This window comes from Photobacterium aquae (assembly GCF_001029445.1).
Classification (GTDB): domain Bacteria; phylum Pseudomonadota; class Gammaproteobacteria; order Enterobacterales; family Vibrionaceae; genus Photobacterium; species Photobacterium aquae.
Map to the genome: position 1 here is coordinate 83,242 of NZ_LDOT01000022.1, position 13,081 is coordinate 96,322.

The 13,081-nt window shown below is 52.9% G+C and carries 13 protein-coding genes; 10 read left to right on the top strand and 3 right to left on the bottom strand.

The genetic code is table 11. The annotated features are described in order from the left end of the window. Nucleotides 1-96 precede the first annotated feature (96 nt). Nucleotides 97-1,131, bottom strand: a complete 1,035-nt coding sequence (locus ABT56_RS14820; RefSeq protein ID WP_047879670.1) for an NADP(H)-dependent aldo-keto reductase — start codon at nucleotides 1,129-1,131, stop codon at nucleotides 97-99. 190 nt (nucleotides 1,132-1,321) lie between these two features. On the opposite strand from ABT56_RS14820, the gene ABT56_RS14825 reads away from it, so the two are divergent. Then, entirely contained in the window at nucleotides 1,322-1,624 is a 303-nt protein-coding gene (locus ABT56_RS14825; RefSeq protein ID WP_047879671.1) for a DUF6482 family protein, read from the top strand. 7 nt (nucleotides 1,625-1,631) lie between these two features. On the opposite strand, the gene mutH is transcribed toward ABT56_RS14825, so the two are convergent. Beyond that, nucleotides 1,632-2,303, bottom strand: coding sequence for a DNA mismatch repair endonuclease MutH (gene mutH, locus ABT56_RS14830; RefSeq protein WP_047879672.1), 672 nt, complete (start codon nucleotides 2,301-2,303; stop codon nucleotides 1,632-1,634). Nucleotides 2,304-2,956: 653 nt separating this feature from the next. Here mutH and rppH point away from each other — a divergent pair. From rppH to ABT56_RS14855, 5 genes are all read left to right on the top strand, one after another. Further along, nucleotides 2,957-3,478 carry an RNA pyrophosphohydrolase gene (gene rppH / locus ABT56_RS14835; protein WP_047879673.1) on the top strand — a complete coding sequence of 174 codons (522 nt, stop codon included), beginning with the start codon at nucleotides 2,957-2,959 and terminating at the stop codon, nucleotides 3,476-3,478. Nucleotides 3,479-3,506: 28 nt separating this feature from the next. Further along, complete coding sequence (ptsP, locus tag ABT56_RS14840; RefSeq protein ID WP_047879674.1) at nucleotides 3,507-5,762, top strand: phosphoenolpyruvate--protein phosphotransferase; 2,256 nt, start codon at nucleotides 3,507-3,509, stop codon at nucleotides 5,760-5,762. A 5-nt stretch (nucleotides 5,763-5,767) separates the two neighbouring features. Then, nucleotides 5,768-6,610: a sulfite exporter TauE/SafE family protein gene (locus ABT56_RS14845; protein WP_047879675.1), complete on the top strand. Its 843-nt coding sequence runs from the start codon at nucleotides 5,768-5,770 to the stop codon at nucleotides 6,608-6,610. 36 nt (nucleotides 6,611-6,646) lie between these two features. Next, nucleotides 6,647-7,453, top strand: coding sequence for a prolipoprotein diacylglyceryl transferase (gene lgt / locus ABT56_RS14850; RefSeq protein WP_047879676.1), 807 nt, complete (start codon nucleotides 6,647-6,649; stop codon nucleotides 7,451-7,453). A 117-nt stretch (nucleotides 7,454-7,570) separates the two neighbouring features. Beyond that, on the top strand, nucleotides 7,571-8,422 hold the full coding sequence (locus tag ABT56_RS14855; RefSeq protein WP_047879677.1) for a thymidylate synthase: 852 nt from the start codon (nucleotides 7,571-7,573) through the stop codon (nucleotides 8,420-8,422). Between the two features lie 107 nt (nucleotides 8,423-8,529). On the opposite strand, the gene ABT56_RS14860 is transcribed toward ABT56_RS14855, so the two are convergent. After that, nucleotides 8,530-9,675, bottom strand: a complete 1,146-nt coding sequence (locus ABT56_RS14860) for a Na/Pi symporter (RefSeq protein WP_047879678.1) — start codon at nucleotides 9,673-9,675, stop codon at nucleotides 8,530-8,532. Nucleotides 9,676-10,157: 482 nt separating this feature from the next. Between ABT56_RS14860 and nhaA the strand changes: the two genes are divergently transcribed. The 4 genes from nhaA (at nucleotide 10,158) to ABT56_RS14880 (ending at nucleotide 13,016) form a co-directional block, all read left to right on the top strand. Beyond that, nucleotides 10,158-11,315 (top strand): Na+/H+ antiporter NhaA, encoded by a 1,158-nt coding sequence (gene nhaA / locus ABT56_RS14865; RefSeq protein WP_047879679.1) that lies wholly within the window; start codon nucleotides 10,158-10,160, stop codon nucleotides 11,313-11,315. Nucleotide 11,316: 1 nt separating this feature from the next. Further along, nucleotides 11,317-11,583: a hypothetical protein gene (locus ABT56_RS14870; RefSeq protein ID WP_047879680.1), complete on the top strand. Its 267-nt coding sequence runs from the start codon at nucleotides 11,317-11,319 to the stop codon at nucleotides 11,581-11,583. A gap of 139 nt (nucleotides 11,584-11,722) precedes the next feature. Then, a complete protein-coding gene (nhaR, locus tag ABT56_RS14875; RefSeq protein ID WP_047879681.1) occupies nucleotides 11,723-12,613 on the top strand; it encodes a transcriptional activator NhaR in 891 nt (296 codons plus the stop codon). Nucleotides 12,614-12,719: 106 nt separating this feature from the next. Further along, nucleotides 12,720-13,016 carry an ArsR/SmtB family transcription factor gene (locus ABT56_RS14880; RefSeq protein ID WP_047879682.1) on the top strand — a complete coding sequence of 99 codons (297 nt, stop codon included), beginning with the start codon at nucleotides 12,720-12,722 and terminating at the stop codon, nucleotides 13,014-13,016. Nucleotides 13,017-13,081 lie beyond the last annotated feature (65 nt).

Below are 13,081 nucleotides of genomic sequence, written 5' to 3' on the forward strand. Positions count from 1 at the left end.
AAGGGGATTGCCTGAGTTGGTTGAGCTAATGTTTTTGGCCCCCGTTCCCACGGGGGCTTTTTTTGTTTGGATCAACAAGGTGTTGTGGTTAGTCCATTATGGACAAGGGTTGGAGAATTGCACACCGACGGCCTGTAGATCAGCCAGAACTTCCTCGTTCAGGTGCAGGTCGATACTGGCGATATTGGCATCAAGCTGCGACAGGTTGGTGGCACCGATGATATTGCTGGCGACGAACGGGCGTTGGTTGACAAAGGCCAGTGCCATTTGGGCCGGGTCAAGGCCGTGTTTGCGGGCAACCTCAATATAGGCTTCGGTGGCCGCAATGCCTTGCGGGGTGAAGTATCGCGAGAAGCGTTCGAACAAGGTGCAACGCGCTCCGTCTGGGCGGGCACCGCCAAGGTATTTTCCGCTTAGGGTGCCGAATGCCAGCGGAGAGTAGGCTAGCAGTTCGACGCCCTCGTAGTGGCTGATTTCCGACAGGCCAACTTCGAAGCTGCGGTTGAGCAGATTGTAGGGGTTCTGGATGGTGACCACACGCGGTAGGTTATGTTTTTCGGCAAGGCGTAGAAACGACATCACCCCCCATGGCGTCTCGTTGGATAGGCCTACGTAGCGGATCTTGCCAGCGCGGACAAGCTCGGCCAGGGCCTCGAGGCTATCGCTGATTGTCACGCCGCTGTTGTCGTCTTTATAGGGGTAATTGAGCTGGCCGAAGCAGTTGGTTTCCCGCTGCGGCCAATGGATTTGGTACAGGTCGATATAGTCCGTTTGCAGGCGTTCTAGGCTGGCATCGACGGCATCGTGGATATTGCGCCAGTCAAGAGCCATATTGTCCCTGATATAGGGAACATTGCGCGGGCCGGCGACTTTGGTGGCCAGAACGATCTTGTCCCGAAGGCCGGTTTTTTTCAGCCAGTTGCCAATGTAGCGCTCGGTGAGGCCTTGGCTGTCATATTTCGGGGGAACCGGGTACATTTCGGCGGTATCGATGAAGTTGATGCCGTGCTCAATGGCAAAATCAAGCTGGCTGTGGGCTTCCTTCTCGTTATTCTGCTCGCCAAACGTCATGGTACCGAGGCAGATTTTGCTAACCTCGAGGGTCGAATTGGGGATTTTGTGGTATTTCATCAGCCCTCCTTGGAGCGTGTTGTTGTATACCTAAGCTACCTTATTCCTAAGCTACCTTATCCCCAAGTTACCTCAAGATGCGCGTTTCGGCGACAATGTATTTGCCTGAGCGGGAGGCTAGTTGCCCAATAACGACTTATCGACAATAGTTATGAGATGGTGAGCCGGGCATCCAACAGCAGGAGGCATGATGAAGCTGTCTCAACTCAAACACTGGACTCAGTCCAGCCGTGGCGAATTGCCGCACTGTATCCTCACGAGCTACGCAGGGTGCGGTGACTACCTTATGGAAGTGGAGTACAAGCACCATCTCGAGCCATTGAAAACCGAGCAGGGTGAGATGATGACTTTCCAGACGATCGAGCAAGCCGGCGAGCTGCTCAGGCCGCTCGGGATAACCTCGGTGACGCTGCGAATGACCGATCCTTACGATGAATTCGGACCGGCCGGGTTGGAGTCCCGTTGTCAGCAGGATATGACCGTGCACCTGTAGAGGGGCGTTAGAGAATAAAGTAACGCTCTAGCAAGGCGGCAGTGAAATGGGTCTTGAGGTAAAAGCCCCGAGGCAAGGTCTTGATGGGTTGGCCGTTGGCACCGTACGCTTCGGTCAGGGCTCGGCTGTTTGCCGCCTTCGGACGTAACTGCAGAACCTCGCCGTGACGGGCCGTAATTTGTTCGACCTGGCCGAGGACAATCATGTCCATCAACTCTTCCCAGTCCCGGCGGAGCTGCTGCTCTTCTTCTTCTGACGGGCTCCATAATAGCGGGGAGCCAACGTGGCGATCTGGCAGCGGGATATCCCGCTCACCCTCCACAGGAACCCACAGAACTCTGGCGAGTTTGTGGCGGATGTGGCTTTTTTCCCAGCTCAGCCCATGCAACCCGATAAGGGGGGCCACACAGACAAAGGTCGTCTCGAGAGGTTTGCCGTTGTAGCCAATCGGGATGGTTTTCAGCTCAATCCCGAGGTTGTCAAAATCGGGTACCGGTTTGCTACCTGCTGAGGCGCCGAGGTGCCATTCCAGCAATTGGCCAACCCATCCCTTGTCGCGGCGTAGATCCATCGGGACGGAAATGCCTGCCTGTACAGCCAGTTCGCCGAGAGTCTGCCCGGCCAGGTTACATGCCCGCTCGAGGAGTGCGTGTTCAGAGGTCGGGGGGGAGGGTTGCATATCGTGGTACCTATTGTTGTCGAGGTGATGATCCTAGCATAGGCGCAGGGGGAAAACCGAGGACAAATGGGGCGTAGTGCAGTGATGGCAGGAGACGATCCTGCCCGAGGATCTTATCACGGCGTTGGAAATCAACTTATCCACAGTAAGACATGATATTTTTTAATTCCTGCCATTAACTGTGGATTTAAACAGGGGTTGGTTGCAATTTTGAACGCTGTGCTGCGGTTTATTTATCCGGTGTTGATGATTTTATGTGGATAAAACCTAATCTGGTCGATCTTTAACCGATCTGGATTTTGCATACAAACTGGTATCTGTTGGTATTTTGTTTCCGAAAGGATCTCTCGTTCAAGTTGTTGATTTGATGGTGTTTTGTTTTTGTTTTTGAATGCTTTTATTGTTGTTTTATATAATAATCACATTCCAAAGATCCTTGGATTTACCGCTTCTTCACAATTCTATCCACAGAAATCGTGTATAAATGTGGTCTAGGTCTCATTGGGTTGTTTATAAAATAACCAGCAGATAAAAGTTATCCAAAAACTGAGGCTTTGGTAGGAAAATAGGGGGATAAATTCGATTGTTAGTTTACCCGTTGCGGCGACTGTGAAAAAATCACTATTAATAGAGATTTATATTGAGGTCGTCCAGTGATTGATGGCGATGGATACCGCCCGAATGTGGGGATAGTGATCTGCAATAGCCATGGTCAAGTATTCTGGGCTCGGCGGTACGGACAGCATTCCTGGCAGTTTCCACAAGGTGGTATTGACGAAGGGGAAACCCCTGAGCAGGCCATGTACCGGGAACTGTATGAGGAAGTGGGATTAACGAAGAAAGACGTGCGGATTCTGGCATCAAGCCGGCACTGGCTTCGTTATAAGCTTCCTAAGCGTCTGGTGCGCTGGGATTCAAAGCCTGTTTGTATTGGTCAAAAGCAAAAATGGTTTTTGCTGAGTTTGGAATGCGATGAATCCAAGGTAAATATGCAGCGTGGTTCGATTCCGGAGTTCGATGGCTGGCGCTGGGTCAGTTATTGGTATCCGGTTCGACAGGTTGTATCGTTCAAGCGGGATGTTTACCGCCGAGCATTGAAAGAATTCGCAGCGATGGCAATGCCCTTCAAGGAGCGCAAAGAACGTAGAAAGCAGCGCCGGGGCAAACGCAGTTAACCCAGTTTGATGTGGAGTTAGGCAAAAGATGCTGACGCAGCTAAGAGAAATCGTTGAGAAGGTGGCCAGTGCGCCGAGCCTGCTTGATGCACTGGAACAGTTGGTGGTCAGCACTTGCCATGCCATGAAAACGGAGTGTTGTTCGGTCTATATCGCAGATTACCAGCGTCAGCGTTATACCCTGATGGCGACGAAGGGGCTCAGAAAGCCCCATCGTCATGTCGGTCTTGCCTTTGGCGAAGGGCTGGTCGGGCAGGTGGCTGCCAAGGCCGAGCCCATCAACGTCGCTGACGCCCGTCAGCACCCTCATTTCAAGCTCCTTCCCGGCATTGGGGAGGAGTCTTTCCGCTCTTTCTTCGGTACCCCGATCATTCATCAGCGACAGGTGCTGGGGGTATTGGTGATCCAGCAGCGCGAGCAGCGCGAGTTCGACGAGAGCGAAGAATCCTTTATGGTGACGCTGGCAGCCCAGCTGGCAGTATTACTGGCTCATGCCAAAGCGCAGGGGATGTGGCCTGATCAGCATCGCGGGTTGCGTCTGGTCGGTTCGGCCGCCTCCAGTGGTGTTGCGGTTGCAACGGCATGGTGGGATGACAATCAGCCGCGGCTGGAGCTAGTGTGTCCGGCATCGTGTATCGATCGCGAGGCGGAGCAGGAGCGGCTCAGTATTGCCATTGAAATGGCCAGTGCCGAGTTCCGTCGTCTGCGCAAGCGATTCGACAGTGAGCTGCATAAGGAAACGCTCGCTATTTTTGACTTATTCAGTCACCTGCTCAATGATCCCATGTTGCGCAAGGACTTGTTTGGCAAGGTTTCGGCGGGCGCACAGGCGGAATGGGCCGTTAGGCAGGTTGTTGAAACCTACTCGGCACAGTTTGCCAATATGAAGGACGATTACCTCAAAGAGCGCGCTCAGGATATTCGTGAGCTGGGCCAGCGCTTATTGTTCTTCCTCAATAATGAAACGGTCGACGAGCATCAATGGGATGAACCGGTTGTCTTGCTGACCCGCGAGCTCACCGCTGGGATTCTGGCCAGTATCCCCCGGGAGAAACTGGCCGCCGTGGTATCTCAGGAAGGGGCGGCGAACTCCCATGCTGCGATTTTGTCTCGGGCACTTGGGATCCCGGCGATTATGGGGGTCGATTTCGTTCCCGATAAGATCCATGACTGCAAGGTCGTGGTGGACGGCTACCGCGGCGAACTGTTGGTCAACCCGCCCCGTCATGTTATGGCGGAATACAAGCGCTTGGTGCGCGAAGAGCTGGAGCTGGCCAAGGTCGTCGAGGAAGACGTTGAGAAATGTGCCGTGACCCGAAATGGCGAGCGGGTGCATATCTTCCTCAATGCCGGGCTCAGTGCCGACACCAGTATTGCGGTTAACCGTGGCGTGGACGGGGTGGGCCTGTACCGTACCGAAGTGCCCTTCTTGTTGCAGCGTAGCTTCCCCTCTGAAGAAGAGCAGACCCAGCAGTACCGCGCGATTTTAGATACCTATCAGGGCAAGCCGGTGGTGATGCGCACGCTCGATATCGGTGGTGACAAGCCGCTGCCCTATCTGACCATCGAGGAGGATAACCCGTTCCTCGGCTGGCGGGGGATCCGTTTCACCCTTGATCACCCTGAGATATTTCTGATCCAGGTCCGGGCGATGCTTCGGGCCAGCATCGGCATCGACAATATGGATATCCTGTTGCCGATGATTTCCGGCATTGCCGAGCTTGATGAATCACTAGCACTTATCGAGCGGGCCTACATCGAAGTGGCCAAGGCGGCCGAGGCGCAGGGGCTGACTCTGCGCAGGCCGCGGGTCGGGATCATGATCGAAGTGCCCTCGATGCTTTACCAGCTATCGGGCTTGACGTCGCGGGTCGATTTCATTTCGGTCGGCAGCAATGATTTAACTCAGTATTTATTGGCTGTAGACCGGAACAATTCTCGGGTGGCCGGTGTCTACGATGCGTTGCACCCTGCGGTGATCCACGCCCTCAAGTATATTGTCGACACCAGCAAGCATATCGGTTTGCCGGTTAGCTTGTGCGGTGAGTTGGCCGGTGATCCGGTCGGGGCTTTGCTGCTGGTCGGGATGGGGTACCGCTCGCTCAGTATGAATACCCGTAACGTGGCCAAAATTAAATATATGCTTAGGCATGTCTCCATTGAGGAAATGGAGCAGCTGGTGGATTATGCCCTCACTGCGACGTTTGCCGATGAAATCCGGGCCAAGGCAACGGCCTTTGTTGACAGCCACGGTTTAGGTGGCTTTATCCGTGCAGGGAAATAATCTCGATGAGTGATGCGCTATCGGCCTTCTGGCTGTTGGTTGTCAGCTATAGCCCAGAACTATGGGTCTTTGGCGTGTGTTTGGTGCTTGGCGGCTGTGTTGGCATTCTGGCCGGGCTGTTGGGGATCGGCGGTGGGCTTCTGGTGGTGCCTGCATTGGTCTGGCTCTTGCCCCATGCCGGTATTCATGGTGATATGGCGATGCACATCGCGTTGGCGACCTCGCTGGCCAGTATCGTGCTGACTTCCGGGGCATCGGCCAGAAACCATTACCGGTTGGGTAATGTCGATCTGGGCGTAGTCAGGGCGCTTGCGCCCGGTGTCGTGGTTGGCGGTCTGGGTGGCAGCGTAGTGGCCGAGCTGGTGCCCAGCCATGTCCTGCCACGTATTTTTGCCGTCATCGTGTTGGTGTTGGCGCTGCAGATGATGCTGTCGATGCGTGTCACCAGTAATCGCCCGTTGCCGGGAAGCAGCCGAGTTTTCGGCGCCGGTAGCATGATCGGCATGGTATCGAGCTTGGCCGGAATTGGTGGAGGCTCGTTAACTGTGCCATATTTGAGCTGGCACGGGGTTGAGATGCGCCGTGCCATAGGCTGCGCGTCCATGGCTGGGGCACTGATAGCCGTTGCCGGGATGACGGGGTTCATTGCCGCCGGGGTCGGGGAGGAAAATTTACCTCGTCTGAGCCTTGGCTATGTATACTTGCCGGCCTGGCTCGGGGTGATATCCACCTCAATGTATGCCACCCGGTTTGGTGCAGCATGGGTCAGCCAGCTGCCAACGCTGGTACTGAAGAAAATTTTTGCAGTATTCTTGCTGTTTGTCTGCGTGAAGATGTTCATGGGGTAAGCCCGTAACCTTCCGAAAAGGTAGAGATATAATTTAATGAGCCAAGGTTTTTTGACGTTTCCGAATATCGATCCGGTGATTTTTGAGATCGGTCCGCTGTCAATCCGCTGGTACGGTATGATGTACCTGCTCGGTTTTGTGTTCGCCATGTGGCTGGCCAACCGCCGTGCCGACAAGCCGGGCAGTGGCTGGACCCGCGATCAGGTCAGCGATCTGCTGTTTGCCGGTTTCCTCGGGGTGGTCGTCGGCGGCCGTATTGGCTATGTGCTGTTCTACAACTTCCAATTGTTCCTGGATAACCCGCTCTACTTGTTCCAGGTATGGACTGGCGGGATGTCGTTCCACGGCGGCCTGCTGGGTGTGATCACCGCAATGATCTGGTATGCCTACAAAAACAACCGCACTTTCTTCAATGTGGCGGATTTCATCGCCCCTTTGGTGCCGTTTGGGTTGGGCGTTGGCCGTCTTGGCAACTTCATCAACGGCGAGCTGTGGGGACGCGTGACCGATGTGCCGTGGGCGATGGTCTTCCCGACAGGTGGCCCGTTGCCACGCCATCCGTCACAGCTGTATGAGTTCTTCCTTGAAGGCGTTGTCCTGCTGATCATCCTCAACATATTCATCCGCAAGCCTCGCCCTGCCGGTGCGGTGTCTGGCTTGTTCCTGTTTGGTTACGGCAGCTTCCGCTTTATTGTCGAGTACTTCCGCCAGCCGGATGCCCAGCTTGGCCTGTTCGGCGGCTGGATCAGCATGGGTCAGATCCTGTCATTACCGATGGTGATTGCCGGTGCCCTGATTATGCTGTGGGCTTACAAGTGCCAGCCTAAGGGCAAGACGGCGTAAGTTTGTAGAAATATCTAGACTGAAAAAGCAGCCATCCGGCTGCTTTTTTTGTTTTGGGCGGTTTATTCGGTAGAATCAGCCACAATTGTAATTTAGCAGTATGAAGGTCAGCAGGACATGAAACAGTATCTAGCGCTATGCCAGCGCATTGTCGACGAAGGGGTATGGGTTGAGAACGAGCGGACTGGCAAGCGTTGCCTGACCGTTATCAACGCTGACTTGAACTATGACGTGGCCAACAACCAGTTTCCGCTGATCACTACCCGCAAGAGCTTTTGGAAAGCAGCCATTGCCGAGCTACTGGGCTACATCCGCGGCTATGACAATGCCGCCGATTTTCGCGCACTGGGCACCAAGACCTGGGATATGAATGCCAACGACAACGCTGCTTGGCTAGCCAACCCGCACCGCAAGGGTGAGGATGACATGGGCCGAGTATACGGCGTACAGGGCCGTGGCTGGAAAAAGCCTGACGGTACGACGATCGATCAGCTGCGCAAGATTGTTGATGACCTAAGCCGGGGGATTGATGATCGCGGTGAGATCCTGACATTCTACAACCCGGGCGAGTTCGATATGGGCTGCCTGCGACCTTGTATGCACACCCACACGTTTTCCCTGTTGGGCGATACCTTGCACCTAACCAGCTACCAGCGTTCGTGCGATGTGCCGCTGGGGCTTAATTTCAATCAAATTCAAGTGTTCACGTTATTGGCATTGGTCGCGCAGATCACCGGCCACAAGGCGGGCCAGGCCCACCATAAAATCGTCAACGCCCATATCTATGAAGATCAGCTGGCACTGATGCGTGATGTCCAGCTCAAGCGCGAGCCGTTCCCGTCGCCGCAGTTGAAGATTAACCCTGACATCAAGTCGCTGGAAGATCTTGAGACATGGGTCACAATGGATGACTTTGAGGTGGTGGGTTACCAGCACCACGACCCAATCAAGTATCCTTTTTCTGTATAAAAATGTTAACGGGGGTAACGTATCGTTGCCCTTGACACACTTTTGGGTGTGGTAGAGGCATAAAAAAACCCCGCATGGCGGGGTTTTTTTGTGGCTTGAATCAGCGGTTAGGCTGTCAGTGCCAAGATAGAGCCAGGAATAACCAGGAATACTAGGGCAATGTAAGCACCAACGGCAGTCTTGCTCTTTGTACCTAGGTCACCTAGGAAGAATGCACCCTTCAGAGGCAGTTCACGTAGGAACGGCGTACCGAAGATAAGCAGTGTAGCCAGGACGTTGAACGCAAGGTGTACCAGTGCAATCTGCAGGGCGAATACCGCGAACTCACCGGTTACCGCTGTTGCAGCCAGCAGGGCTGTGATACAGGTACCGATATTAGCGCCCAGAGTGAACGGGTAAACATCACGTACTTTCAGAACACCAGTACCAACTAGCGGAACCATCAGGCTGGTTGTCGTAGAAGAAGACTGAACCAAGATAGTTACCAGAGTACCTGACGCAATACCGTGCATTGGGCCGCGGCCGATAGCGTTTTGCAGGATTTCACGAGCACGGCCAACCATCAGGCCACGCATCAGTTTGCCCATTGCAGTGATTGACACGAAAATCAGGCCGATACCGATAGCGATCATCAATGCGCCACCCATGGTACCCATGTCTGCCAGCGGAGCCTTGATAAGGTTAACGCCAGGCGAAGTCAGGGCTTTCATGAAATCCATGCCTTTCATGCTTAGGTCGCCAGTGTGCATTAGCGGCGACACCAACCATGCAGAGATTTTGTCTAGTAGACCAAACATCATTTCCAGCGGCAGGAAGATAGCAACAGCCAGTAGGTTGAAGAAATCGTGAACGGTCGCACTGGCGAACGCACGGCGGAATTCTTCATTACAACGAGCATGACCTAGGCTAACTAGCGTGTTTGTCAGGGTTGTACCGATGTTAGCACCCATTACCATTGGAATAGCGGTTTCAACTGGCAGACCGCCAGCAACTAGACCTACGATGATAGAGGTTACTGTACTTGATGACTGGATTAGCGATGTCGCTACCAGACCGATCATCAGGCCAGCAATTGGGTGCGAAGCAAATTCAAATAGCGTTTTAGCTTGTTCACCAACAGCAAGTTTGAAGCCGCCGCTTACAACAGATACGGCAACAAGTAGAACATACAGCATGAACGCCAGGTTTGCCCAGCGGACCAAGCGCATAGAGCTGCTAACTGGTTGTTCAGCAGTAGTGGCTTGGATAGTCATAATCATTTCTCCGTGACAGGAATATGTCGTTTGGGTTTCATGTGTTTGAAATCTGGTGGCGATGGTAGAGATCGAATATTTCAGAAATATGACACTTGCTGTCACAAAGTGATTTTGCGCTCACTAAATGAACAACTTTGAAATTATGAAGTGTAATGATATCTTTGCTTTGTGATTAAGCTCTTGATTTTAATTGCTTTTATCTTATGTGGTCGATTGGCGGAATAAATGAGATTTTTCGCTGCTATTTAAGGTGTTTTTGTTTTTTTTATGCTGAGGGAGGGCGAATTTGTTAGTGAATATGGCGCTTATTTAACGCTAAAAACTAACACTGCGTATATTGCTCACTATAAAGGCCAAATGCTCGGAAATTTCGAGGTGTTTATTCCGAACAAACGATTTAACACTTTGTCGCTGTGACGGATAAACTAAATTTACATTTTTGGGTGTGATATTTGTTTCATGCAAAGGAGATCCGGTCGATGACCGATGCTATTCGTAAGTTTTTGAAATTGGAGTCCGCAGGCGGGATTCTCCTGATTATTGCGGCGGCGGTTGCCATGATGACGGCCAACTCGCCCCTTGCTGATATGTACAACGATACGCTGCACATGAAAGTAGCGGGACTGTCGATTTCTCACTGGATCAACGACGGTCTGATGGCGATCTTCTTCTTGTTGATCGGTCTTGAAGTAAAGCGCGAGTTGATTGAAGGTGCACTCAATACCAAAGAGAAGGCGATCTTCCCGGCTATTGCTGCGGTAGGTGGCATGATTGCACCGGCCCTGGTGTATGCCGCATTTAACTTTGCCGATCCGATGGCAATCAAAGGCTGGGCGATCCCCGCTGCCACGGATATTGCGTTTGCGCTCGGGATTATGGCGCTACTTGGCAACCGTGTACCGGTTAGCTTGAAGGTATTCCTATTGGCGCTGGCGATCATCGATGACCTTGGTGTAATCGTGATTATCGCCTTGTTCTACAGCAGTGATCTGTCAACGTTGGCACTGGCCGTGGCGTTTGCCTCGACAGCGGCGCTGTTTGTCATGAATGCCAAGAATGTCACTAAGCTGTCATGGTACCTGCTGGTGGGCGCAGTGCTGTGGGTCAGCGTGCTCAAGTCAGGTGTTCATGCGACGCTGGCTGGCGTGGTACTGGGCTTTGCGATTCCGCTGACGGGCAAAGATGGGCGTTCCGACGACCATTCGCCGCTTAAGCATTTGGAGCACGCACTGCACCCTTATGTCGCATACTTGATTCTGCCATTGTTCGCGTTTGCCAATGCGGGTATCTCACTGGCGGGTGTATCGCTGGCCGGTCTGACCGCCATGCTGCCGCTGGGTATTGCCTTCGGTCTGCTGGTTGGTAAACCACTGGGTATTTTCACGGCCAGCTATCTGGCAGTGAAGACGGGCTTGGCCAAGATGCCTGAAGGTATCGGCTTTAAGCACATCTTCGCGGTGTCTGTTCTGTGTGGTATTGGCTTTACTATGTCGATCTTTATCTCGTCGCTGGCCTTTGTCGGCGCACCAGAGGACTTTAGCACCTATTCTCGTCTGGGGATTTTGCTAGGCTCGACAATTTCTGCGCTGCTTGGTTACGCGATGCTGAGTCGTTCTCTGCCAAAAACGGAGGTATAACATGAAATACGCTCTACTATTTGCTGCTACTTTAGTATCGGGCGCTGCACTGGCAGGTACCCCGAATTATGACAGCTGTTCACAGAACAGCGACACGGATGTCTGCCAAGCGTACCTTGCGGGCTTGAACCATGGAAAGGCACAACAGGATACTGTCATGGCTGAGACGGAGAGTAAGTTCCGCTCTCGTGCTCTAGAGCAAAGGGTTGGAGAGCGTACTCGTAAAACCGCTGCGTTTGATAAGACAATTGACCCAATGACGAAGTGATCCTGCTGTTTGTGTAATCAGCCATGAACAGTTAGTGGATTCTAGTTGAAGCGCCCAGATGCTCAGCGTAAGCTGACATCTGGGTTTTGTTTTTTTTGGCGGGTGATGAATGCCCGCCGTTCTATGATGGCAGCTAATCATGTCTCACCTTAATTACAACCACTTGTATTACTTTTGGATGGTATGCAAGCAGGGCTCGGTGACCAAGGCGGCGGATGCTTTGTTTTTGGCACCCCAAACGGTCACCGGCCAGATCCGCGCACTGGAAGAGCGCCTTAAGGGTAAGCTGACCAAACGGGTCGGCCGTAACATCGAACCGACTGAGCTCGGGCAGCTGGTATTTAAGTATGCCGATAAGATGTTCGACCTGAGCTACGAGATGCTCGATATCGTCAACTACACCCAGCGAGAGAACTTGCTGCTCGAGGTCGGGGTGGCAGATGCATTGTCCAAGCGCCTGGTCAGCAAGGTGTTGATGGAGGCGCTGCCGGAAGACGAGCGTATTCACCTGCGTTGCTACGAATCAACGCATGAGATGCTGCTGGAGCAGCTGTCCCAGCACAAGCTGGATATGATTTTGTCTGATTGCCCGGTTGATTCCGCCCAGAGCCCAGGTCTGTACAGCAAGAAACTGGGCGAGTCGAGTATGAGCTTTTTCTGCTCGGATCCCATTAAGCCCCTGTCGTTTCCTGCCTGTATCGAAGACTACAAGCTGTTGATCCCGGGGAGGCGCACGGCGATGGGGCGTAAACTTCACCACTGGTTTGACAGGCTGGGTATCACTCCGAATATTCTCGGAGAGTTCGATGACGCCGCCTTGATGAAGGCATTTGGCTTGTACCAGAAGTCAATGTTCGTGGCTCCGTCGATTTATGCCGCCGAGTTGGAAGACAGCAAACACAATATCCGAGAGGTCAAACGGGTACGGGAGATTCGCGAAGAATACTACGTGATTTTTGCCGAGCGGATGATAATGCATCCGGCCGTTAAGCGGATTTGCGAGGCAGATTTTAGGAAGTTGTTTAAATAATGTTGCGCCGATTTGTTTGTTTGCTTTAATTCTAACCGGTTATGGCTAGAAAAGGCCGCCTGATTTAAGTACATTAGCATTAACTTAATTTAACGGGTGGTTCGGTATGGAATTACAGCAGATGGAGCAGAATGCACCGAAGGCGGTCGCCCTGCTCAAAGCGATGGCAAACGAGCGGCGCCTGTATATTCTGTGCTACCTGCTTGAGCAGGAAATGTCGGTCGGGATGATGAGCGAGCGGCTGGGCCTGAGTCAGTCGGCATTGTCGCAGCACCTTGCTTGGTTGCGGCGTGACGGGCTAGTGGATACCCGTAAGGAAGCACAGACGGTGTACTATCGGCTCAAGAGCGACGAGGTACGAGCCATGATCCAGCTACTGCATAAAATGTATTGCGGTGCCTAGCGCCTAGCATAGATGAATAGCAATCGTAGCTGCTGAGCAATAACTTACTGTGATTGGTATAACCT